The following is a 26,166-nucleotide window of genomic DNA, read 5'->3' as shown; positions in this document are numbered from 1 at the left end:
TCTATTAGAGCTTAATAAGAATGACTGTCATATTACTAGCAACTACTAATACTTCGGTGCACTAACATCAGCACACCGAAGTCCAGTTTTACTTGCTCAGTAGCGTATAAATAATTTGTGCGCTTTCGGCGCGGGTCATCCATCCTTTAGGAGCAAAATGATTATTCCCTCTGCCCTGAAGCAATCCTAGCTCTGCTGCAGCCTTCACATAGCTGTCTGCCCACTTGCTTATGCTAGAAGCATCTGCAAACGCCTTAGAACCCGCTACAGGTTCGATCTTCTTAACAGACTTCACTTCAAGCGCACGGATCACCATGACAGCCATTTCCTCACGGGTAATGGAAGCATTCGGCGCAAATGTATCATTGCTGCGACCACTCACAATACCCAGCTTAGAAGCTGTTGCTACATATGATAAATACCATGCATCTGACTTGATATCCGTAAATTGAACCTGCCCTTCTGCCTTTAAACCAAGTGCGCGAACTAGCAATGCGGTAAATTCCGCACGGCTAACATTGCTCTTAGGATCATACTCGGTTGTTGTAACCCCTGAAACAATTTGTTTTGCAGCAAGGGACTGAATGGCGTGGAATGCCCAATAAGTAGATGGAACATCCTTGAACGACTTAACAATCTCAAGTACGGCATATTTACTAAAGTGCGTGACTTGTGTAGATATCACGTCTCCATTGAGCTGTCCACCTACGTACTCAAGCTCGCCATTATCGCCTAAATAGTAAATCCCCAATAGATCTTTATTCGATTGACCTTTAATCTTAAACGATATCGTAATTGGCTCATCGAACTTCTTAACTACTATCCGAGTACCATCTTTCTTCAGAATGCTAAGTCTCAGTTCAAACACATCGGAAAGCGAAGTTACGGTCCCCATCTCTTTGTTTAAACCATCGATTAATGCTTTTGTAGCAGACTGGATCAATGGTTTCAGCTCCAACAGGATTTGAGCACCATCCGCATCCACACCTGAAGCTAAACTTGGTATTGTGCTTAACAGTTTGTTAGGGATAGTAACTAATAGATCCCCCACTTTAAGAACTAAGTCATCAGTTCCCAACGTTTGTGCAGCATGCAATGGTAAGAGGATTGATGTCTTACCAGAGGCGATTTCAATTTGCACCTTACCATCTTTACCGTTTTTCAAACTGTCTTCACTGATAACTTGAGTATCAGCAGGAGTTGTAGGGTTAACAACAGCTCCACCAGGTGTTGGTGTCACTTTAGATACTCCAGATAGAATAACCGTTCCACCATCATCTCTACTCGGTAGATCAATGATTACTTTTTGATCAGCGGATACTGTGTAGGTTTTGCCGCTATATTCATCTGTTACAGATGAGTTAGGAACAAACGGTACAGGAATCGTTGCGGATACTACACTGTTGTTGGTGTTGATAGCCGTCACAACATTCTCATTGCCATAATATTTGTTGAAAGCTAAATAACCTAAATCATCTGAACCCGCCAGCTTCGTGCGCGTACCTTTGGAATACACTTTGGAGTATTTTGCACGAATATTTAACAGCTTCTGATAATGATCATGAAGTGGCTTTTCTGCAGTCAACTGATCCCAAGGCATATCTTTACGATTCTCGTTGAACTCACCTTTAGACATGTCTCCTGCTTTTTTGCCCGATTTCCCCAGCTCTTCTCCGTAGTAAATGACTGGCTGTCCCTTGGCTGTGATTTGCAGAGCGGCTGCGATTTTCAGCTTGCCTTTATCTCCATCCACGTAATTAGACAAGAAGCCATCCTCATCATGACTACTCAGGAATTGAGCCATCATCTTCGTGTTATCAATCTTTAACTCTCGTTCCTGCAAATAGGAATCAACACTGTTAACTTTACCATCAGTAAAGTCTTTCGCAGCATCATTAAATCCAAAATCAAGCAGTCCGTCCATCTGGCCTGTTTCGAGCATTCCACCATTGCTATCAATGGTTCCGCCAAAGTATTCACCGGTCATTTTGAAGTTTGGATCAATTGAAGTCAGTGCATTTTTAAATGCTTTCCAAGTTGTATCTTCTACATGTTTGACTGTATCCACACGGAAATAGTCAATCGTATCTCCACGTTCCGTCCGAGCGTTATCTAACCATCCTGTTTGCCAAGCAATAATTTTTTCACGAACGGCTGGATCTTCCGTTTTGAAATCCGGCAATCCTGCAAGCTCGCCTTTGATTGGATCTGTATCCGCGGATACACCATCCGTACGAAGCATTCCTTCAAAACGTGCTTTATCCTCAGCTGTAATCGTCGGCTCTTTATCCTCAGCCTTTAAACCGTAGCCCGTATGATTGAGTACAACGTCGACCATGATCTTGATGCCCTTGTCATGTGCCTTTTCGATCAATTCCTTGAAGGTCTCCATATCACCAAGATGCTCGTCAAGCTTTGTAAAGTCCTTGGCCCAATATCCATGATATCCGTATTGTTTGAAGCCATCACCTTTATTAAAATCAATATTATCTACAATTGGCGTAATCCAAAGCGTGTTAATACCAAGTTCTTGCAAATAATCGAGATTGTCGATCATTCCTCGGAAATCACCACCGTGGTATGCTTCCAGTTGATCTTTATCTACATTCTCATTATTTGTTGGATCTCCGTCTTTGAAGCGGTCTGTAAGCGCGAAGTATATACGGGCCTCATCCCAATCAAAATCAAGCTTATCACCTGTATAGGTTCTAGCTTTAACCTCGATTGTTGCATTTTGCTTATGCGCATTGCCGTATTGGTCCACGAGTGTAATCGGAATATTCTTGATTCCTGCTGACACCGTGTCCTTTACAGCAACCGTCTGTTTCAGCAGCTCCGTATCCAGTTGAACTTTACTTGGTCCGCCAAGACTGGTCAAATCCATAAACCCATCCGTATAGATGATTTCTTCTAAAGCAGAAGTTTTAACGGTCACGACAGCATTCTGATTATAGAGGTTATAACCTCCGGACTCACGGATGTCGTAATCGCAATTTCAGGGGTACGATATTCAAAAGATGATTCATCATTTACGGTATTCTTTGGATCTGTGTATTCAGTTGTAACTCCGTTTTTCGTGATTAAGTAAGTATACTTATACGTGCCTACTTTTAAATCACGTAATGTGTAAGTGAATAATTCATTAACGGAATCATAAACCATTGGATACTCTTTACCATTTACTTTTACGATTGCAGAAGTGATTGCATCAACATTTCCAATACGGAACAAGGCAGGATCTCGATACCTAAAAGTAGCTGTTCCATCCTTTAAGATCGGTTTTCCAATGCTAGGCTTGATTACAAAATCCTTTACCCCGCTGCTGACGTTCACTTTAATGAACCCATCACCAGGTGTCAAAGGAATAAACCGATCATCACCATAAGGATCCTTATTTGACCAATCTTCGCCTTTACGAATGACGAACCCTACCTTTTTCGCGTCCTCAGCAACCTCAATTAGAACACTCGCAGTATCATTTTCGAAGGTTGTAAAATTAATCTGGTCATTTTTAGCTCCTGTATCCCAAGCCCAGATATTCCATCCCTTATAATCCTTATCGCTACGCGTATAAGTGAATTGGACATATCGCTTGTCGGTAACATTAACAGTAGCCGTTTTAGAAATACCACCATAAGTTATGGTGATTCTGGCTGTTCCTTCAGAGATCCCTTTCACTTGACCTTTACTAGTTACTGTAGCCACTTCAGGGTTGTTGGATGTGTACTTAGCCAATTGGGTAATGTTTCTTCTGCTGTTATCATCATATTTTGCGAAAGCAGAAGATTTGTGCGTTTGACCTATTGGCAGGCTGTAGCTCGTGCTGTCAAGCTCCAAGGCTGTAAATCCAGCGGCTGCAGCTTCCTTTTTAATAATCACAGCAGTCAAAGGATCTAGGGTAATTGAATTTGCTGTTAAGGAGAAGCCACTCCATTGACCAACCGGAATCGCAGCAACACCTGCTTCATCATTGTCGACAAGCACCTGACCAGTCGTCAAATCCTCTGAAAGGGTCAGTGTTCTAGCTGTGCTATCGCCATTCATGAAAACATAATAGATACCTGTGCCATCTGTAGCTTTGTTTGAATAACCAATAACAAGATCATCTGTCTTCATTTCTGGAGCAGGAATTAGGTTAACATTGGAATCTACCAGATCCTTGTCTCCCAATCGGAATGCGTCGGTAGACTTTCTCAGTTCCATTAGACCTGAAGTATATTTTCTTGTCGTATTCTGAACAGGGAACTGTGATTCATCCGTTGCTTTCGTCCAGTCAAACATGTTGACCGCATCCGAAGAATCATACGAATCGTGAATGAAATAACCAAAGGATTTACCTTCGCTATCAAACATTTCAGTGTATTTATCCTGAGGAACCGCAGTATCCTTCCACTGCTTAGTACGACCATATTCCTGGCCTGCATGAATAAAGGCCGTTCCTTGAGAGGTTAGAACAAGCATGTTGCCAAGTCTAATCCGCTTCTGGATTTCAAGCTCATTCTCTGCAATTGTAGGATCCTTCTTGATCGTTTGTGCGATCACATCATGTAGCGTCAAGTTGTCATGCGCTTCGATGTACGGAACGATATCCCCTGGATCATCAGCGGGCGTATTTGATGGTTGTGCTTTAATATTGTTAAAGATTGTCGTAATTGGACGCGCACCGCCGGTAATAAATCTAGGTTGACCTTCAGAGCCATAACCAGATTTCAATTCATTACGGAATTCATCAGAGAAAACACCGACGCTATCCGTTTTGTCCATCCAGTCCTGATCCGCACCTTTCCCAGCAAGGGAAGGATCGGCTGCAGCGCCACCAAATGTTCTCCACCCTTCACCGATAAAAAGAGCCTTCGGATTAATTTCTGCCGCGGCATCATAAGCATGCTGCACAGCCTCTGCTGTCGCATCGCCCATCATATCCCAGCGCATTCCATCAATCTTGTACTCTTCAAACCAGTATTTCACGGAATCTACCATCAATTTCTCAGCCATTTTGTGGTTGGTGGCCAGATTGTTTCCGAAGCCTCCGATAAAGCTGCCATTTGCATCTTGGAATGCGTAATAATTAGGTACGATGTCGTTTAAAAATTCTTTTTTAGCCATGTGTGTGTACACTACATCCAGAATGACACCCATTCCAGCTTCATGTACAGCGTCAATCAAACCTTTTAATTCTTTGATTCGCGCTTCAGGATCAGCAGGATGCTGAGAATAAGCACCATCTGGGGAGAAGTAGTTGTGAGGATCATATCCCCAGTTGTATTCATTGTTTTTAGCGGAATAATCTGTTTCTCTATTCCCCATCTTCGTTTCGTCCCCATAATACCAAGCCATTACAGGAAGCAATTGAATATGAGTTACACCGAGAGACTTAATATAATCGAGCTTCTTTTCAAAGGCGCTATAAGAGCCCCATCTTTCGCCACTCAAGCTATCCACGATCGACACATCCGATGTAAAGTCTCGAACATGAACTTCGTAAATGATAGCGTCCTCGCGTTTTTCGTAACCTTCTATGTCAGCATAACCAAAAGTATCAGGATTCGTCTGACTTAAATCAACGATAGCCGCTTTACCAACTGTATCCCCGCCAGCACCAGCAGCACCAGTGGTATCCACAGTAAATACCGCCATTGACTTAGCATAAGGATCAAGCACGTTATTGGTTAAACCATCATTCGTTACTTCATATTGATAAAAGAATCCTCTTACATCATTCGTGTTTGTGCCAGTCAAATCAGTCGGCTTCAAATTGACCGACCATACTCCCTTCTCTCCGCTCGTTAAATCCACACTACCCACGTGCACGTTGGAGTCATTTTTATCGTATACATTAACAACGACCGAACTTGCTTTAGGTGCCCACAATTTTAATGTGGCTGTTTTGTCAGCGTTATACGTAGCCCCTAAATCGTCTCCTGTATAATTGTACATTTCATCAAGCATTCTCCAGCCACTAACGGCTGAAACTGTTTTACCAGAGTAAGTAATACTAAGCGGAACATTATCCAGATCAAAAGCTTCTGTATCCACTTCTATTGAAGTTTTGCTAGTAATGGTTACAGCAGACACAGGAATAGAAGCACCGTCTTTATCTTTAACGGTAATCTCATTCTTTAATACTGCTGCATCCAAACCGTCAGTTAACGTGAAGCCAAGAAGTATTTTGCTTGTCGATAACACTTCTGCGGAAACTAAACCGATAGGTGTTTCACCAAACGGTGAAACATATACATTGTTGTCTCCTTCTTTAACCCACAGCTGATTATAACGATCTAACAAGCTGAAGGTTTTATTGTCCCCGTCTTTATCTCCGTTCGAAGGCTTCATTACAATAAAGCCAATTTTCTTGGCACCCTCTATGAGTGGAACATCGACATAAGCACCGAAATTGTCCTTTTGATCCACTTGGAAAGGCGTCGCAGGAGTCGGCCAAGAACCAAGTGTATCCGAAGGTGTGGACACATCATCCCACAGCCATAATCCATACTGATCATGATTAGTATCAGATCTCATATAGTGGATCCGAACGGTATTTTCCGGAAGCTTAACAGGTTCATAAGGTGTAACCACATCGGAACCTTCAGTGATCCATACTTCATTAGTTTGTGGAGTGTTAATTGAGAAGTTCTTGTCTCCACCGTCTTTGGCACCACTAGCACGTTTAAGTGCAATAAAAGAGATTTTCTTAGCCCCATCCTTAATCGGCACATCAACGTAAACTCCAAAGGAATCAATTTGCCCATCAGGGAAAGGAGTCGCACCCATAGCCCAATCAACAGAAGGAGTTACAACATCACCCCACAGCCACAATCCCTTATCGGTGTAATCGCTAGCCTTATAGTGAACACGTATGTGTCCTGCTGGAACTGGAGTAACCTCTACTGGTCCAGTAGGAATTTTATATTCTGCGCTCACACTGTGATCTGCAGAATTGTACATGAAGGTTACCTTAAGATCTAACGGTAAACTCAATGTCAGATCGGTCTCTGGATAAGATATATCTTCTGATTCTATAGCTCCCGGTACAAGCACCTTATAGGTGTAATCTCCCTGCGGCACAGTAACAACTGTACTGTACACACCATCAAAATCAGGATCTGATAATGTGGATAATGCATCTGCTGGCAGGCTTCCTGTCAATCTTGGCAGCTTACCCGCAGCAATTGGCGTATAGTACGTAGAATCAGCTATTTTATGAGTAATATCATTATAATAAAAGGTTACAGTTGAATCTGTTTCTAGCTTTATGTGGATATTCTCCCCATCATTTTTCCCTTGAGGATTTGTGTACTTTGAAAATCCATAGTTCTCAGTCCAGCTATCATTTAGGGTAACCTTGTAGTTATATTCCCCTGCTGGCAAATTGCCTGTAAATGTATACAGACCATTTTCCGAGTATGTCATTTGGGTGACTACTGATTTCTCATCCCAATTCTTTCCAGGAGTTTCTGACCCAGTGGATGTAAACTTGGACTGTAAATCTCCGACCAAAACTACCTTAGTCGTTTCTGCTGAAACCTTAACTGGGTGTAACCCGAGACTGGAGAACACAAGAGCAAAGATCATGAAGATCGCGAACGCCCTCTTGCCCCATAAAGTTATTTTCATTCTGTAAAACCTCCCATGATTATGAATTCCCTTTGTGCAAGCGGATACATGATTTCTCGGAAGTAGTCAATTTTTCTTATGTAATGAAATCATGTGTGTTCCTTCTTATAGTTTGAGAAGGTCTATGTTGCGGCTCGTCGGACCAAATTAACAGCATCACCACCCTTATCATAATAAAAAAATCTCCATTAACACAAAAATAGTGCAAACGTTTGCAATTAGTCGTGCACAAACCTAAATACATAAAACTCATTTCTCAGCACAACTGATATCGACCCAAATTACCCCAATGTAAACGCTTGCTATATTTTGATTTACATACTAATCCTGTATTTATGGTATTGTCAACCAGTATTTTTATGTGCTGAACAAACTCGAATTCTTATAAAAGTAAAAATAAAGAAAATATATCCAGATAATCCTATCGGGAATAACCTGATGATATATAAATATCACTCATTTCATTTCTCGATTTGAATTGAATATATGCTTCATCGAATATAACAAAAAAATTTAAGCCACACGTTTGCATTTACTAATTGCTCCTTTCGAAGAAATTGGATATCTTTTATTCATATTAAGATCAATCTTGCTAAATCATTCATTCTTTTTTGGTGAAAACAAACAATTTTACACATAAATTTCTAATACTCTTTCCAAAAGTTGCAATATCGCCCTTCCAAATGACTTTATCTATTTACAATTTAGAACTCTTGGATTAATATTACTTTGTAAAGCAAACGGTTCCATAAGGAGGTTTCTATGACAGTTACCATTAAGGATGTGGCCAAGAAAGCGGGAGTATCTCCCTCCACGGTATCCCGGGTATTGTCCAATCACCCCAGAATCAGCCTGGAAACTTCCCGCAAGGTTAAAGCTATTATGGAAGATATGGGCTATACACCTAACATGATGGCTAAGAGTCTAGTGTCGAAAACTACAAACAGCATATGCTTCAGTCTTCCTAAACCAGCTGAAGAGCTGTTCTCAAATCTATTTTTTATGGAATTAATCCGGGGGATCGTTACACAAGCTAGCCGTTCCGGCTACGATGTGTTAATTAGCTCCGGAGCAAACGAGAAGGAAGAATTGGAAGCCGTTTCAAGACTTCTAAAGGGTCGTCGAGTAGATGGTGTTATTCTGCTTTACTCTCGTACAGATGATGCTGTTATTGACTTTCTAGAGAGTAACGATTACCCATTCGTACTGGTAGGCCGAAGTGATCGATATGAGAATATTTTATCTGTCGATAACGATAATGTGATGGCAGCATATGATGCTACAAACCACCTCATTTCAATGGGTCATGAACGTATTGGCTTCGTAAGTGGACCGCCGAATCTAATTGTTTCTCGCGATCGTCTCGCAGGATACCGTAAAGCATTGCTGAATAGCGGTCTTGAAATGCGTGATGAATGGATTGTAGAAGGTGAATTTCTACAGGATAGCGGATATAGAGCGATGTCTTTTTTCATGAATTTGCCTAACCGGCCTACTGCTCTTGTTGCAGTGGATGATATGGTGTCGTTCGGAATTTTACGCGGATTGAATGAACTGAACTACAAAGTTCCTGACGATCTCGCTATTGTAAGCTTTAACAATATTCCATTATCTGAATTATCCAGCCCTCCGATCAGTAGCATTGATATCGGAATTTATCATCTTGGATACACTGCATCTCAGGTACTTATTCAGAATATCAAGAGTCCGAATCACGATGCTGGTTATACGAACCGATTTGTTATTCCACATCGCCTGATCGTGAGAGAGTCTTCTATGTACTCTCATGCTAAGAACAAAACCGAATGAATAAGTGAAGCGATTAAACGCTTCATTTATTTTTTGAAAATGTGTACAAACGTTTGCGCTAAATCATTTAAATCTTCTTGATCCAGTTCTTTTCAGGGTGAATATTCGATTGTGAGGTTAGGATAAACTTAACTATCTTAAGCTAAGCTTATACGTTCGAAATAAAACTCAGATACGATTAGCAACGGATCACGATACTGTCACAACTTTTTAGGAGGTACTACAATGACGGAAATTAAAGCCTGCTTGTTCGATTTGGATGGTGTTATCGTTGATACTGCCAAATACCATTATATCGCATGGAAAGAGCTTGCAGATGGACTGGGGTTTCTCTTCACAGAACAAGATAACGAACGCCTTAAAGGAGTCAGCAGAACTGCCTCATTAAATATTTTGCTGGAAATCGGCGGACTAACTATCGATGAAGAAGAGAAAGCTAAGCTTGCGGAACAAAAGAATAATCGTTATGTCGAATATATTGCGAAGATGGATAGCTCAGAGATTTTGCCAGGTGCGCTTGATTTTCTGAAAGAATGCCGTGAGAATGGCATCAAAGTTGCCCTCGGTTCTGCTAGTAAGAACGCAATGACGATATTGAATAATACAGGATTGACCCCTTACTTTGATGCGATCATCGATGGCACACACACTAGTGCTGCTAAACCTGATCCGGAAGTTTTTCTTTTAGGAGCCAAAGCACTAGGTGCTGATCCTAAACACTGTGTTGTCTTCGAAGATGCAGAAGCAGGAATTGAAGCTGCGTCGCGTGCTGGAATGTTCAGCGTTGGAATTGGTTCACCAGAAACACTCAATGCTGCAAACATCGTCGTTCCTTCGCTCGCTCATATGAGTGTGCCACAACTCAAAAAATCTTTTGCTTAAATTCTAACGAACATTAATCAACTGAACGTGTTAATGTGATTCGCCCTGCTGCATCCCACTTATAAATGAAATGTCTAGAGGTTAGCTTGAAGTGGAGATGGCGAAAGGATTATGTAGAAGCGTTTGCGTTCGCCTTTGTCCCCAGATGCTTACCTTTAATTCTCAAGTCTATGCATCTGAGGACAACAGCGATCGGAACAACCTTCGCCATCGGAGCGTCTCACAAGCACCAAAGTAGAGATATAGTTCATTATATATCCCCACAACATATTTAAAGGAGCCGGTTATCGTGAAACAATATTTAACAATTGATGAATGGTCCATTATTGAAGAATCTTTTGATCCACAGACACAAGAAATCTCTGAAAGTGTATTTAGCCTTGGCAACGGATTTATGGGTGGCCGAGCTAATTTTGAAGAACAATATAGTGGAAGTAGCCTGCAAGGCAGCTACATGGCTGGCGTGTACTATCCTGACAAAACACGGGTCGGCTGGTGGAAAAACGGCTATCCTGAATATTTTGCAAAAGTACTGAACAGCACGAACTGGATCGGTATTAACATCGATATTGACGGAACTCCTTTAGACCTGGCAAAATGTACGGTTTCCGATTTCCGTCGTGTCCTTAACATGAAGGAAGGTACGCTTTCCCGTTGCTTCACTGCCACACTCGAAGATGGTAAGGAAGTTAAAGTTGAGAGTATCCGTTTCGTCAGCATGACTCGTCAAGAAATTGGGGCTATTCGTTACTCCATCGTTCCTGTTAATTTCTCAGGTAAGATTACAATCACACCTTATCTCGACGGTGATGTGAAGAATAAGGATTCCAACTATGACGAGAAGTTCTGGAATGAAGTTGAGAAGCAAGCAGGCACTGAAGGCGGGTATCTTACCCTCAAGACCAAAAAACTCGATTTCCATGTAACCTCTACTATGGCTTTTGATGTCCTAATCAACGGTGAGAAGGTCAACACTGAAGCTGAAGCCATTGAACAAGAGAAATATGTAGCCAGCAAAATGAATGTATCCGTACAATCTGGCGACCAAATCGTCATCTATAAATATGTTGCTAACGTAACCTCGCGTAATCACGGTCTTGGACAATTGGTCGATGCCGCTCAAACTGCTCTGCAAGCTGCTAAGGAAGCTGGTTTTGTAACCCTTCTGAAAGAACAAATAGACGCTTGGAGAGAAAAATGGAAAGAAAGCGACATCATTATTGAAGGCGACGTGTCGGCACAGCAAGCGATTCGCTTCAATATTTTCCAGCTGAATCAAACTTACAATGGTGAAGATGATCGTCTGAACATCGGACCTAAAGGCTTTACAGGTGAAAAATACGGCGGCAGCACTTACTGGGACACAGAGGCGTATTGCGTTCCCTTCTATCTCAGTACAGCAGACTCCTCTATTGCCCGCAACCTGTTGATTTATCGTTACAAGCATTTGGAGAAGGCTAAGGAGAATGCTCGTAAGCTAGGTTTCGCAAAAGGTGCATTGTACCCAATGGTTACCATGAACGGAGAAGAGTGCCACAATGAGTGGGAAATTACATTTGAAGAAATTCACCGTAACGGCGCCATTGCTTATGCGATTTACAACTATGTGAACTACACAGGAGACAAAGCTTATCTTGGTCAATATGGCCTTGAAGTTCTGGTGGAAATCTCCCGCTTCTGGGAAGAACGTGTTCACTATGCAAATCGTAAAGACAAATACGTGATGCTTGGCGTAACGGGACCTAATGAATATGAAAATAACGTAAATAATAACTGGTACACCAACCGGATGGCTTCTTGGACTATGGAATATACCTTAGAAGCTCTGGATTATCTGAAAAAGAACGAATCCACACGCTATGCAGAACTAGTTGACAAACTAGGACTCCAAGAGAGCGAAACCGCAAAATGGAATGATATCATTGCCAAAATGTATTATCCTGCGGATGAAGAACTGGGTATCTTCTTACAACAAGATGGCTTCCTAGATAAAGAGATTATACAAGTCAAGGATCTGGCAGCTGAGAACCTGCCATTAAACCAAAAATGGTCTTGGGATCGTATCCTTCGTTCTTGCTTCATTAAACAAGCGGACGTTCTGCAGGGATTATATTTCCTAGGGGACCGTTACGATCTGGATACCAAAAAACGGAATTTCGACTTTTACGAGCCGATCACTGTTCATGAGTCCTCCCTATCCCCTTGTATCCACTCTATTCTAGCCAGCGAACTAGGATATAAGGATAAGGCTTATGAAATGTACTTGCGTACTTCAAGACTGGATCTTGATAACTATAACAATGATACCGAAGACGGCTTACACAGCACTAGTATGGCCGGTACTTGGATGTCCATCGTACATGGCTTCGGCGGATTACGTGTTCATGATGGTAGACTGACTCTGAGCCCATCGAACCCAGGTCACTGGACAGCGTACTCTTTCAAAATCATGTTCCGCGGCTCCCGTCTAAAAGTAAGCGTTTCGGACGCACAGGTTACGGTTACGAATGAAACTGATATTCCAGCTTCTATTACTATCTATGACAAAGAATATACCGTGAACGGACTAAGCAGCATCACTGCTGACAGCAATTCCGTCACAGTATAAACCGACACCACAAGAGACCCTTGAAGCTAATAGCTTTTAGGGTCTCTTTATTTTTTCTCTAAATGGATAACTTATATAAGGAGTGATTATTAATGAAAAGAACCTTTTGGAAGGAAGCTGTCGTTTATCAAATCTATCCACGCAGCTTTCAAGATAGTAATGGTGACGGTATTGGAGATCTGCAAGGAATCATTTCACGTCTGGATTATTTGCAGAAGCTCGGTGTCGATGTAGTTTGGTTATCACCTGTATATAAATCGCCAAATGATGATAATGGTTATGACATCAGCGATTATGAAGACATTATGGATGAATTCGGTACGCTAAAAGACTGGGAAGAACTACTGACCGGACTTCATGATCGTGGCATTAAACTAATGATGGACCTTGTAATCAACCACTCTTCAGATGAACATCAATGGTTCGTAGAGTCCCGTTCGTCAAAAGATAATCCGTACCGTGATTACTATATTTGGCGTCCAGGTGGACCAAATGGCGAACGCCCAAACAATTGGAGCTCCATATTCAGCGGACCCGCTTGGGAGCTAGATGAAACTACCGGTGAATACTATCTACATCTGTTCTCACGCAAGCAACCGGATCTCAACTGGGACAATCCAAAGCTGCGTGAAGAACTATACAAGATGATCACCTTCTGGCTCGACAAGGGTGTGGATGGATTGCGGATGGACGTCATTAATTTGATTTCTAAAGCGGAAGGTCTACCTTCCTTTCAAATCGAAGGCCAAGCGCCAGAGGAACTAGCTTGGGGCGGCGATTACTTTATGAATGGACCCCGGGTCCATGAGTTTTTACATGAAATGAACCAAAAGGTGCTTTCGAGCTATGACATTATGACCGTCGGGGAAACGCCAGGAGCTTCGGTAGAGGATGCCGTTCTTTACACCGACGAAGATCGCGAAGAGCTTCAGATGGTATTCCAATTCGAGCATATGGACGTAGATTCCGGCCCTGGAGGCAAATGGGACGTAGCTCCATGGACATTAACCAAGCTGCGCGACATACTCCATAAATGGCAGGTTGGTCTGGCTGACAAGGGTTGGAATAGTCTATATTTAAACAACCATGACCAGCCGCGCATGGTTTCACGATTTGGCGATGATGGGAAGTACCGCGTAATATCTGCCAAAATGCTTGCTACCTTACTACATACACTTAAAGGCACCCCCTATATTTACCAAGGCGAAGAGATTGGAATGACGAATGTAAAGTTCACAACGCTGGAAGATTACAAAGACATCGAAATTCTGAATATGTACCGTGAAAAAGTTACGGAGGGTGGCGCAGATCATGATACAATTCTGAACGCTATCCATATCAAAGGCCGGGACAACGCCCGTACTCCAATGCAATGGGACGCATCATTTAATGCTGGATTTTCAGAGGGAGAACCATGGCTCAAAGTGAATCCGATCTACAAAGATATTAACGTAGAACAAGCATTGGCGGATTCTGATTCAATCTTCTACTACTACCAAAAGCTGATTGCTTTGCGCAAAGAGAATCCGATTATGGTATATGGGGAGTATAAGCTAGTGCTACCTGACCATGAAAATATCTATGCCTACACTAGAACTTTAGATGATGAGCAATGGCTAATCCTGCTGAACTTTAGCGGGGCTCCTCAAACCGTTGATCTCTCCGCTGAGCTGAGCACCGTTACTGATTTAATCATTGGAAATTACCCAGATGAATCACCAACACAAGAAATTCTGCGTCCTTACGAAGCAAGAGTGTACAGATTACAAAGCTGACTCTCTCCACCTTCCTGAGTTATACTATATAGGATGATTTTGTTAAGATCATTCTTCCATCAGCAACCTGTCATTAGAGAGCAAGGAATAACAGGATTTGCAAATGGTGGCATGATAGTATGAACTCAAAGGGAGATGGCAGACTTGGAATGGCTTATCCGCATGAAAGAAGCTTTAGATTATATGGAGAGCAAGATGGAGGAACCCTTTAATACAGAAGATATAGCAAAGGTAGCTTATTCCTCCCCCTTTCACTTCCAGCGCATGTTCTTCATGCTTACCGGAGTATCAGTCAAAGACTATATCCGTAAACGGAGATTAACTCTGGCGGCACAGGAACTCGCTATTTCTAAAGTTAGGGTGCTAGATGTAGCATTAAAATACGGATATGACTCTCCCGAATCGTTTGCCAAAGCATTCCGCAAGGCACATGGAATTACACCATCAGCTGCGCGGGAGTCAGGGGTAGAGCTCAAAGCTTTCCCAAGACTCTCCTTCCATCTATCACTGAAGGGAGATAAAGAAATGGACTACAGAATTGAGACAAGAGACGCCTTTAATGTTATCGGACTTGTTGAGGAAATGACAACAAAAAATGGGGAGAATCTGCGCCGCATCCCCCAGTTGTGGATAGAAGCAAACGCAAATGGTACGTCGGATAAACTGATTGAGATAGGTGTTGATAAGGACATCCTTGGTATTTGTAAAGATTTTAATCACGAAAAAGAAACTTTCTCCTATTGGATTGCTGTCGAAGCCTCTCCAGAGACGGATGCTCAGGGATTTGCTTCTACGACGATACCAGCTGCGAGTTGGGCTGTGTTCACCTCAGTTGGGCCGATGCCGGATGCTATCCAGCAGGTATGGGCACGTATTTTCCAAGAGTGGTTCCCTTCCACAGGCTACGAGCATACAGGTGGACCTGAGTTTGAGTTATACCTTCCGGGAAGACCTGATGCAGAGGATTATCGCTGTGAGATCTGGATACCGGTTATGAAAAAAAATTAATGCTTACTTAGACTATCCGGAATTGCGGATAGTCTTTTTTTCTTTCAGAATTTCTACGATTTCATTTTGAGAATCGGCTCAATCTTGGTATAATAAATAGATTATGTGATTCAATAATGACGATTGTCGTCCGATTATCGGTGAAGGAGAAATTCATGTCTAATGTAAAAATATTTTCAGACAGCACTTCCGATTTACCTCAGAACTGGAAGGATACTTATAACATCGGCATCGTTCCGCTTTATGTAGTATTTGAAGAAGGAACCTACAAAGATGGTGAAGATATTACACCCGAGGAAGTGTATCGCCGTGTAGCCGCTAGTGGTGTATTGCCCAAAACGGCAGCACCTTCGCCTGCAGATTTCATTGCTGCATTTCAACCCGTAATTAGCAGTGGAAATGATATTGTATATATTAGCCTCTCCTCGTCACTATCCTCTACATATCAGAATGCACTTTTGGCTGCTGGGGAATTTCCTGAGGGGCGTGTACAGGTTATTGATTCACAGACTTTATGTGGAGGCATTGCTCTTCTCGTTATGAAAGCTGTCAGAGCCGCTGAAAAAGGTCTAAGTGCTGTTGAGATTTCAGCTATGCTGGAACGCAGCCGCAGCCTTGTAGAAACTGAATTCGTTGTGGATACGCTAGATTACTTATATATGGGTGGACGCTGTTCAGGTATGCAGAATTTCATCGGTAGCCTGCTCAAAATTCGTCCTGTTCTTAGACTTGTAGACGGCAGCATCGTACCTACTAGTAAAATACGTGGTAAAAAAGAAAAAGCCGTGGAACAAATGCTCCAGAACGCCATGGTTAACGTTGATCGAATGGATAAAGAGCTGCTCATCGTTGTCCATACCTTGGCGGAAGAGGATGCTCGCTATCTGGAGACAGCACTACGAGAAAAAACTCAAGTGAACGAAATTGCTACGCTCCATGCTGGCTGTGTAATTGGCAGCCATTGCGGCCCGCATACTGTAGGACTTATGTATATGCTTCAAGATTAATAATCACACACAAATCTCCGGCCATTACTTCGTAAGTCAATGGACCGGAGATTTGTGTTTACCCCTCTTGATTTGAAGTTAGTTTTAACTCAGCCTCTTCTTTTATGAAGGGTAGCATAAACCGGAACGTTGAACCTATATTCTCTTCGCTTTCTACAAAGATTGTCCCCCCCATCAACTCAACAAGCTGCTTACAAATAGCGAGTCCTAATCCTGTACCGCCATATTTACGGTTGATGGTTGGGTGCAGCTGAGAGAAGGATTGAAACAATAAGTTGAGTTTATTATCGGCAATCCCTACTCCTGTATCGCGTACCGAGAATTCCAGTAAATATTCTTTTGAATCCGAAAGTGGAATGTTCTTAACCGATAGCGTGACGCTTCCATATTCTGTGAATTTCAGAGCATTGCCTACCAGATTGACAATAATCTGCCGCAAACGGATCGGATCGGCTAGTAATGTTGTGGGAACACTCGTATCCGCCCACCACCGTAATGCCAGTTTCTTCTCTTCCGCTTTAGGCGTAAATAAATCAATGATGCCCGCCATCATCTCTCGGAGCTCAAACGATTCGGTTTGCAGTGGCATTTTACCCGCTTCCATCTTGCTGAAATCAAGAATGTCATTCAAGATCTGTAATAGCGTGTAACTACTGCTTCGTAAAATCTCGACATACCCTCGCTGTTCTTCTCCTAGATCCGTTTCAAGTAAAAGATCTGACATGCCAATCATTCCATTCATCGGTGTCCGGATTTCATGACTCATCATCGCTAAGAAATCAGATTTGGCTTGCGCCGCCTGCTCTGCAGATTCCTTAGCGCGAATGATTTCTTTTGCATTCGTGATATCGCTAAAAGCAATAACCGCACCTGCAATCATCCCCCCATCCATAAGAGGAGACACCCGATAATTCACAAAAAAGCTGGTTCCATCCTTACGCCAGAAGATCTCATCATCTTTTCTGCGGATAATACCATCTGCAATTGTAAGACTGATCTGACAGTCAGGAGTTGAATAACGTGAGCCATCACCTTGGATTTGATGAATATATTCCATCAGCTTCATACCAATCAATTCTATAGGCTGGTAGCCCAGCATATCTGCTCCCTCACGGTTAATAAAGAGCGTTCGCCCCATATTATCTAGTACGAATATCCCAGCTGAGACGGAATTCAGAATAAGGTTCGCTCGCTTCTCCTCGACTACAGCAGTAAAAGTTGGTTTGAAGGTTGTCTCCAGTTCACCCTTACCAAATAATTTAGCTTTAAAAGAATCCGCCAATCCATTTAGCCAGTCATGTAACCCTTCCGAATAATGATGATAGTTGCCGTTATCCACTTGAATAATCGCAAATACCCCGACAATTCCCTCATCTATCGTTATAGGAATAAAGTTCCCCCTCACGGCATCCGCTTTGGGGTCATTCACATCTTGTAACTCAAAGCTAGAGGAACTTCCTTGGAGTGCAGCCTCAAAATCAGCTATATCAACAAGGTATATTCTCTTAAGTGCTGTCAGACCTATATCTTGGACCGATGCATCTGCACTGGATTCCAGATAGAACGTACGATTCGTTCCTACGCAGCGACCTTGCCGATCCAAAACAAATATCACATTAGGATGATGGTTGTATAACGATGTATAAGCGCTCTCTTCGGAAAGCAATCGTTTTAGAATGGACGTCCAGTCTTTATCCACAATTCATTTCACCTCAGGCTCTCTCATCCATTATCATTACCCTAAAATGAACGGAAATTATCTCAAATTTTAAATTATTCTATTATGACCATTATAGCAAATTTACTTTATTCAGTCGCAGATAAACACCAAATCCCCCTATAGAATCCAGCCACGATGACTTACACATCGTACTGAGATTCTTAAGAGGGATTACTGTAACTGTCTTAGGCTATATCTTTATGGTCAATATTACGAATCGCCATATAGGCAATACCTGCTCCTAACAAGCCAAGCGAGATCGACACCGCCGCTAAATTACCTAAGCGAGCTTGATCAAATCCACCAGAAATTAAGGAAGTAACCAACACAGCAGACACGATGGTAGCAGGGACTGATTTTTTCTTCATCCCAAAGTACAATGGAATTAGAGCGATACCCGCTGCATAAAATGCGTTTGCGCCTAACTTGATCAACTCTGAACTGATCATTGAAAGGTCTAACTCACCCGGAATAAGCCCTACAAAGGAATTGAATCCTATTAGGATAGCGCCAACCACAATGTCAGACACGATGATGGCAACAAATGTGAAGGCGAACACTATCAATATTTTCGCAGTCATTAGCTTTTTGCGTGAGATAGGATACATGAAGAGAAGAGTGATGGTGTTGTTCTTGTACTCATCAATCACCAGCTTGCTAATAATAACCGAAGCGAAAATAATATAAGCAGCCTTCACAAAAACGAACACACCCTCAAACATATCTGCATACGAAGCGAAGGACGGTTCACTCTCATTTCGATCAACGAATAACACCATAATCATAAAAGCTAGAATAGCAAGATTGACGATTGATGCGCCTGTAAGAAGCGTTTTTAGCTTATTCTTCCGAATCTCCAAGGATATTAATTTAAGCAACACCCTCACCTCCGATCAGTTGTAAAAAAAAAATCTTCCAGCGTATGTTGTTTCTTGCTGATGCTCTCAATTTCCACATCTGCCAGCACTAGCGCCTTATTCAGATCACGTTGTGAGATTCCACCGTCATATATTCTTACTGTAATATGATCCAACACTTTGAAATTATTGAGGCCAAGCTTGTGCTCCAACACGTACACTGCTTTGTTAATCTCATTCGTCACCACTTCGATATATTCTGTATTTTGACCGCGAATGGAATCCATCGCCACTTCTTCTACCAGAGCACCCTCCCGGATCACACCGATAGTATCAGCAATCTGTTCGATTTCTCCCAAAATGTGGCTAGATACGAGTAACGTCATCCCATATTCACGACTAAGCATCCGGAACACTTCACGCATCTCTTTGATTCCCACGGGGTCTAATCCATTAATCGGCTCATCCAGAATGAGTAGCTCAGGTTTCGTCATGAAGGCTCTGGCAATACCAAGCCGCTGCTTCATCCCAAGCGAAAATTGCTTCACCGGCTTTTTATCGATACCCGTAAGCTTTACCAGCTCCAGTGCTTCACCAATCGCTTGCGGATCATAATAGCCCATGTATTCTCCATGCAGGATCAGATTTTCTTTGGCTGTCAGCTTATCATAGAACACTGGATATTCAATGATGCAGCCCATCCGTTTGAGCATTTCATAAGAATGATTTGTCATTTTTTCATTAAAAAATTCAATCTCGCCACTCGTAGGTTTAACGAGGTTCGTGATCATTTTCATGACCGTTGTTTTGCCGGCACCGTTCGGTCCAAGAAAGCCATAGATTTCACCTTGTTTAATATTCATGTTTACATTGCTAACGGCTTCTTTGCCTTGATAGTTTTTTGTTAAATTTCTTGTTCGAAGTATCGTAGTCATTTCCGCGCTCCCCTTTGTTTTCGTCTCGTCTTCCTTAGTTCTTATTGTACACAGCAGAATTTTCTTTTTTATTACTCGATTCTTACGAAAATCTTAAGCTGTGCATAATTTCATTCCTTAGAAGCTTAATCTGCGAAAAGAAAGGGTAAATACCGTTCTCACAAACGGTTGACTAACCAGTGTAATGGTTCCATTCATCTGCTCCGTTAATCTTTTGGTGATGGTCAGACCCAGACCGCTGCCTTGATACGATCGATTTCTCGAATCCTCCAGTGTATATAGCCGTTCGAATACTTTATCCTGGTGTGCTTCGCTAATGCCTTTTCCCCGGTCCCAAACATCTATGTATACTTTGTTCTTATCACTATAGAGTTTCAAGCCTAATACACCTCCGGCATCGCCATAAGCAATCGCATTCGATAACAAATTAGACAAGATCCGGTCAAGCGCCTCTTCGTTCCCCATGAAGTAAAGTAACTCATCAGGGATCTCTATTTCCACCTCACTGCCCTTGGCGCTAAGGATATCATAGAAGGAAAGAATATTTCGTCTGCATACTTCGCCTGCCTCAACACGTGTAAGATTGATATCTCGATCCCCCGACTCCAGCTTGGCCAAATCAAAGAACTTGTTCATCAGACGGATCACTTCATTCGCTTTTTGGTGAATCGTATCCATCATGCGTTCCCGTTCCTCGGCTGGCATATGCTCATCCTGCTGAATCGTTTCAATATAACCGAGTACTACCGTTAGCGGAGTCTTAAGATCGTGGGAAATATTTGACAGCATATTACGCATGGACTTCTCCAGCTTCACGCGCTCAATGCTTCCTTTATGGTTAACATCGAGCAGCCGGTTTAGATCGATCAGCACACTTTGCAGCTCCGCATTACTGCTGAATAACAGCAGTCTTTCATGTGAACCTTCAGCCATGATGCTGCTTAGCTTGTCATGAATATATTTCAGATCACTTGAAGCTTTACGCGAATTCTGATATTGCCATCCAATGACGACGAGCAGGAGTACAATGACCATACTAAGCGCCATGCTCATTATAGCTGCTCTCCCAGCTTATACCCGATCCCCCATAACGTCTTGATGTACTCTGGATGGGAGGGATCATCTTCTATTTTTTCGCGTAATCTTCTCATATGTACATTAATAACGTTCTCATCCCCGAAATAATCATCTGCCCACACGATTGCATAAATCTGTGCTTTGGTGAAGACTCTACCCGGATGCGTGACAAACAGCTTAAGAATATGAAATTCCTTAGATGTTAACTTCACTTCTTCCCCGTTCTTTAGTGCAGAGAAATTATCCAAGTCCACGGTCAGGCCACCAATGGAAATCTTTTGCTTCACCGGAATCGAAGCTTCCGCTTGGATGGTGGGTGTAGCATAACCCGCTCTTCGTATCGCAGCCTTCACTCTTGCAGCTAATTCGATCATGGAAAAAGGCTTGGTAATATAATCATCCGCTCCAAAGCCAAGTCCAAGTGCTTTATCCACATCGCTGTCCTTGGCTGACATGATCAACACAGGAACTAGACTTGTCGCACGGATCGTCTGGAGAATGTCAGTGCCGCTGCGCTTGGGCAGCATGAGATCTAATAATACAAGATCAAAAGGATTACTGATACGGAATGCCCTTTCTGCTACTTCACCATCAAACGCTGTTTCCACTTCATAGCCCTCTTTTACTAAATAGGACCTAACCATTTCACTAATCGCTTCGTCATCTTCAATTAACAATATACGGTGCATGAATGCTGCCTCCAATGATTTGAGAATAAAAATCAGTTACAGTTCCAAAATTCCCTCCGTCACTCCGTTCCCTTTTCTAAAGTTTCAAAATTCAATTTATATATTGTAATTATTCGTAATGCCCCTTAACCTCAGGCAGTTGCTTATAAATACTTCCAGCCTGCACGATCTTAATGATCGCTTGAGCCAATTCAGTCATTTGACCATCATCCTCAGTATTCTGGCATTCTGTCCACTGATAATGACGCTCTCCACTATTAATCTGAACCGTTAAATCGTAACTCACAGCAGGTTTTCGATTACACTCTGTAGATACTTCTTTTTCATCTAAATAATTCGCCAGAACCATTTCTTTATAGATTTGTCCACGTTCCTGTTCAGTAAGCACAAAATCGTTAACACTGGCAACTTCCCCATTCTGGAGATCTTTCACTAGCTTCATATCAATGGTGTTGATCTCATTCTTTAAGTTCACGCCATACTTTAAAACAAACTCAAACTTATCTTGTTTCGTTACGTCAAAAGAAATCTGGAGCAGTTCGATCTTTGCTTGTTCGCCCTCGCAGCCCGTTAAGGTATACGACAGAAGTTTATCCGTTTCGTTTCTAACAAGGTTCTGACAAGTGTATGTGGTTACTTGGGGACTACCAAACGTATCTTCAGAATTATCATGCCGCATTTCAATCCCTTGGTCAGTATATTTCAAGTCATTAAAGATCGGATCACCTTCAATTGTGTAATGAACCACACGCTGTGTACCCGTTTTATTTTGGATAAAGTCATCCAGCTTCTCAAGATTCTTAACAATCATTCCATGGCTGTTTATCACATCTTCTTGTTCATTAATGGTTGTAGTAAACTTGTCTTCTCCATTAGATAGCTGATTAAAGCAACCGGTTATTACAAGTGCTATAAAAAGAAGAAGAATTCCGCTCGATCTCATCGACCATAACCTCCTTAAACACTCCATAAGTAGATTCATTTGTTAAAGTATACCAATAATTACGGGGGCTGGGTATCCCTTAAGGGGGTATCAGAAGATTGAGTGATTGATAGAAATTCAAACTAGATAGCAAAAAAGCCGATTGGAAAACCAATCAGCTGTGCTCCAGTGTAAGACTCAAATTAACTTCTGCAGATCGTCTCCAAAATGGGTTATCGAATGAGCTGTAACAGCTCAGCTGGATCAGACACATACTGAGGATTAAAGTCATTCGATTTCATGTAAGTGATGATACTGGAAAGAAACTGTCTTCCTTCTGGCACCTCACAAACCTTCTCAGCATCTATCGCACTTATAAGTAGCTTCCCCTTGCCAACACGACATTCGAAGAGTAAACCTAATTTATGATTTCGTTCAAAATTATCGATCGATTGAACGATTGGACTCCAGTCTTTACTCACACCATCCATAATAATCGACTTAGCATTCGATACGATGTTCCACCAAGGATACGTGGAGAATTCATCGGATGGGAAATTTGCGAACACCGGATGATCCTTAGCAATCACTAATCCCATTGTTCCAACTGGCACCGGGCGGTTCATGCTTTCAGATATGGAGCGAAACATGGGGTAACACCAAAAATCAGTACAATAATAACCTTCAATTGCATTAGATAAATGCTCCGGCTTTGGCATCAATAATACATTCTCACCCGCCTCCAGTAAGGACAGCGCTTGACTCGTAAGCGAATCAAAATGATGAATATCTGAAAAATCCACATCTACTTGCTTCGGATAAATCCAAAGTGGATAGGTTTTACGAACATCCGTCCCTACGATGCTGAGATTCAAATTCACCTTACACATCTTATTAACGCGCGGCAAACTGATGTTCAGATCACATAAATCCAAATAATTTGACTTGCTTGGAACAGTCACAGTTACTGACCCGTCTGACCATACTTCACTCTCATAAGCCAGCTCCCACTTTAAATCGAACTGCTTAGGAGGATCATTGCGGAACCAGGACAGCTCAACATGCGCATGAAATTGTTCTTCAGCTACACAATTATAGCTTGAGAACCTAGCCATAAGGACAGCATCGTTACAGAAGGTACGCCATTCGTCAGGTTCGATTAATCCTTTTGAATCCATAAATGCATCTAACATGCCTACCAACGCTGTTCCTTGTCCACTGAAATCTTGAAGATCTAAAAGTTGGAATCCAGCGAGTTTCTTCGAACGAAATGCTGCTTCGAGCTCCTCTTTATAGCAAGCAACCGCCAGCTGGCCAGAGCATTCAAAGAATTTAGCTGCCAAATGTCCCATACCTTTCTCTTCTAACCGCTCACGAAAAATCTCGAAGTTTTTTGCCTTCAACGATCCTGTATATTTCTGAATTTCATCAAAATTAGGGAAGGTCGCATATTGTCCAATCTCATGAGAGATAACAGGTATCTCAGGAATCCATTCTTCCTTTATATCATCAACCTTCACATTTTTTGCTTCTGTTCCATACTGAATTTGAATGGTATCGCCAGCCTCATTGGATTCAATGTTGCTAACCTCCAGATTCGCAGGGCTAATCATTTCATCATAATCCCAAAGTGTATTTGGTACTAAGGTCTGAACATTCCCCAGCGGTGCATCGCACATGGCATAGGAACCCCGAATCAGCCTCTCCTTTGAGAACCGAACTCCGCAGAAGAAATCATCATGCTCCAATATTTCCGGAATAAATTGATGATTATTCGAACCTTGCGTGTACAATCTTCTATTATCGAATGACTTATAAGCCTTCAATATAGCATCTATCGTAGACCTGCTTCCCCATAGCTCATTGCCTAGCGACATCATGACAAAAGATGGATGATTCCCAAACGCTTTTAGAATAGCATATCCTTCTTGGATTAAATATTCCTGTTCTGCAGGATTATGCCCTTCATCTGACGCCTCTGTGATCGTCCCCCAGAACGGCAGCTCTGGCTCCATGTATATGCCAAGCATATCTGCTGCTGTAAAAGCTGCTTCTGGAGGACAGCAAGTATGAAAACGATAATGATTAATACCATATGATTTAGCAATGCTAAGAACGCTGATCCAGTCCTCCAAATCGGTTGGAGCAAAACCTGTAAGCGGAAAGATAAGTCCATCGTGCTTGCCACGGAGAAAGGTTTTCTCCCCATTAATAGTGAATTTATCCCCTTCCGCTTTAAATTCCCGAAGTCCGAAAGTGATCTCTTGTCGGTCAAGAACCTCACCTGATTCCCCCTGTAATACAACCTTTAATTGATATAGATTCGGTTCCGCCTCACTCCACAGCATTGCGGCTGGACCCATATCATACGTAATAGAAACCTTTGAATCGAGCATGTCATATACTTGTTCAGCTGCATCATGTTTATTGGCAGAGTTCAGGCTTGAGGCGGAAACGAATAATTTCCCTTTGACCTCACCCATCATATCGGCAATAACTTCTATGGATCGTGCCGAGATATTCGGGTAAATTTGAATACCACTGAGATAAGATTCGCTAAAGAACTGCAACTCCATTCTCCCTGTAATTCCGTTCCAATTGGTCTGTGTATCCGGAGAGGTCATATGCCCACCTTTCGTCGGATAATCGGTATTATTCACACAGATCGTAAGGGTCTGCGATCCACAAGATAGATGTCCTGTCAGATCATAAAGATGTGGAGCATTCAGACTATGACTTGATCCAATTTGCACATCATTTATCCACACTCTCGTCATTCTTGTCCGCTCTAAATAAAGAAAACAGTTTTTCTCTACTAGCTCCATAGGAATATCAATCTCTCTTGAAAACCAAGCGTATCCTTCAAATAAATATTCATCGGTCAATGATTCTACGAGAGCGCTTACGTTTTTAGGACCTTTTCTAGCATGTGAGGTCGTACCAGGTAAATCCATAGAATCAATAAACGGTAAAGATAACCCTTCTTTTCTACCATCCAATTGCAACTTCCATTCACCAGCAAGATTTATATTTGTTAGCAAAAAAATCACTCCTTATAATAATAATCTCTAAACCGTATATGAAATAATCTAAGTATTCTATCATTTGGACACCCCCAAAGTAAAGAATTAATAGGGTCATAGCATAGTTGAATTTTAGATTTACTGAAATGTTAAAGAGTAATAACAATTATCCCCTAACAAAATAACCAGTCACCGAAAATTGATCGGTAACTGGTTATTTTATAGTCTCATTTAACAACG

General features: G+C 42.0%; 14 protein-coding genes and 1 pseudogene. 6 read left to right on the top strand and 9 right to left on the bottom strand.

What is annotated here, in order from left to right; genetic code table 11:
• Positions 1-88: 88 nt before the first annotated feature.
• The gene (locus tag ACDZ28_RS17880; protein WP_375102405.1) at positions 89-2,935 is read right to left on the bottom strand and encodes an alpha-amylase family glycosyl hydrolase; all 2,847 of its coding nucleotides are present in this window, start codon (positions 2,933-2,935) and stop codon (positions 89-91) included.
• Positions 2,932-7,614 carry a pullulanase gene (locus ACDZ28_RS17875; RefSeq protein WP_375102404.1) on the bottom strand — a complete coding sequence of 1,561 codons (4,683 nt, stop codon included), beginning with the start codon at positions 7,612-7,614 and terminating at the stop codon, positions 2,932-2,934. Before ACDZ28_RS17875 ends, ACDZ28_RS17880 begins: the two co-directional genes overlap by 4 nt.
• A 762-nt stretch (positions 7,615-8,376) precedes the next feature.
• On the opposite strand from ACDZ28_RS17875, the gene ACDZ28_RS17870 reads away from it, so the two are divergent.
• The 6 genes from ACDZ28_RS17870 (at position 8,377) to ACDZ28_RS17845 (ending at position 16,703) form a co-directional block, all read left to right on the top strand.
• A complete protein-coding gene (locus ACDZ28_RS17870) occupies positions 8,377-9,423 on the top strand; it encodes a LacI family DNA-binding transcriptional regulator (protein ID WP_339290024.1) in 1,047 nt (348 codons plus the stop codon).
• A 225-nt stretch (positions 9,424-9,648) separates the two neighbouring features.
• Positions 9,649-10,305: a beta-phosphoglucomutase gene (gene pgmB / locus ACDZ28_RS17865; RefSeq protein ID WP_042125822.1), complete on the top strand. Its 657-nt coding sequence runs from the start codon at positions 9,649-9,651 to the stop codon at positions 10,303-10,305.
• Positions 10,306-10,594: 289 nt separating this feature from the next.
• The gene (locus tag ACDZ28_RS17860; RefSeq protein ID WP_076117497.1) at positions 10,595-12,913 is read left to right on the top strand and encodes a glycoside hydrolase family 65 protein; all 2,319 of its coding nucleotides are present in this window, start codon (positions 10,595-10,597) and stop codon (positions 12,911-12,913) included.
• A gap of 92 nt (positions 12,914-13,005) precedes the next feature.
• A complete protein-coding gene (locus tag ACDZ28_RS17855; protein WP_375102403.1) occupies positions 13,006-14,688 on the top strand; it encodes an alpha-glucosidase in 1,683 nt (560 codons plus the stop codon).
• Positions 14,689-14,832: 144 nt separating this feature from the next.
• On the top strand, positions 14,833-15,696 hold the full coding sequence (locus ACDZ28_RS17850; protein WP_197069763.1) for an AraC family transcriptional regulator: 864 nt from the start codon (positions 14,833-14,835) through the stop codon (positions 15,694-15,696).
• Between the two features lie 155 nt (positions 15,697-15,851).
• Positions 15,852-16,703, top strand: a complete 852-nt coding sequence (locus ACDZ28_RS17845) for a DegV family protein (RefSeq protein ID WP_375102402.1) — start codon at positions 15,852-15,854, stop codon at positions 16,701-16,703.
• Positions 16,704-16,761: 58 nt separating this feature from the next.
• Here the strand turns inward: ACDZ28_RS17845 and ACDZ28_RS17840 are convergent, their stop codons facing one another.
• From ACDZ28_RS17840 to ACDZ28_RS17810, 7 genes and pseudogenes are all read right to left on the bottom strand, one after another.
• Positions 16,762-18,402 carry a PAS domain-containing sensor histidine kinase gene (locus ACDZ28_RS17840; protein ID WP_375102401.1) on the bottom strand — a complete coding sequence of 547 codons (1,641 nt, stop codon included), beginning with the start codon at positions 18,400-18,402 and terminating at the stop codon, positions 16,762-16,764.
• A 206-nt stretch (positions 18,403-18,608) separates the two neighbouring features.
• Positions 18,609-19,304 (bottom strand): ABC transporter permease, encoded by a 696-nt coding sequence (locus tag ACDZ28_RS17835; RefSeq protein WP_375102400.1) that lies wholly within the window; start codon positions 19,302-19,304, stop codon positions 18,609-18,611.
• Positions 19,294-20,215, bottom strand: a pseudogene (locus tag ACDZ28_RS17830) (ABC transporter ATP-binding protein). Before ACDZ28_RS17830 ends, ACDZ28_RS17835 begins: the two are co-directional and overlap by 11 nt.
• Before the next feature lie 117 nt (positions 20,216-20,332).
• A complete protein-coding gene (locus tag ACDZ28_RS17825) occupies positions 20,333-21,268 on the bottom strand; it encodes a sensor histidine kinase (protein ID WP_375102399.1) in 936 nt (311 codons plus the stop codon).
• The gene (locus tag ACDZ28_RS17820; protein WP_375102398.1) at positions 21,268-21,981 is read right to left on the bottom strand and encodes a response regulator transcription factor; all 714 of its coding nucleotides are present in this window, start codon (positions 21,979-21,981) and stop codon (positions 21,268-21,270) included. The genes ACDZ28_RS17825 and ACDZ28_RS17820 overlap by 1 nt, the downstream gene beginning before the upstream one ends.
• A 109-nt stretch (positions 21,982-22,090) precedes the next feature.
• Positions 22,091-22,924 carry a DUF4362 domain-containing protein gene (locus tag ACDZ28_RS17815; protein ID WP_042125803.1) on the bottom strand — a complete coding sequence of 278 codons (834 nt, stop codon included), beginning with the start codon at positions 22,922-22,924 and terminating at the stop codon, positions 22,091-22,093.
• A 212-nt stretch (positions 22,925-23,136) separates the two neighbouring features.
• Complete coding sequence (locus tag ACDZ28_RS17810; RefSeq protein ID WP_375102397.1) at positions 23,137-25,953, bottom strand: glycoside hydrolase family 2 TIM barrel-domain containing protein; 2,817 nt, start codon at positions 25,951-25,953, stop codon at positions 23,137-23,139.
• Positions 25,954-26,166 lie beyond the last annotated feature (213 nt).

Source organism: Paenibacillus sp. RS8 (assembly GCF_041956825.1).
Lineage (GTDB): Bacteria > Bacillota > Bacilli > Paenibacillales > Paenibacillaceae > Paenibacillus_AQ.
The sequence above is the reverse complement of the archived record's forward strand: the minus strand, read 5'-3'. Positions and strand labels throughout refer to the sequence as shown.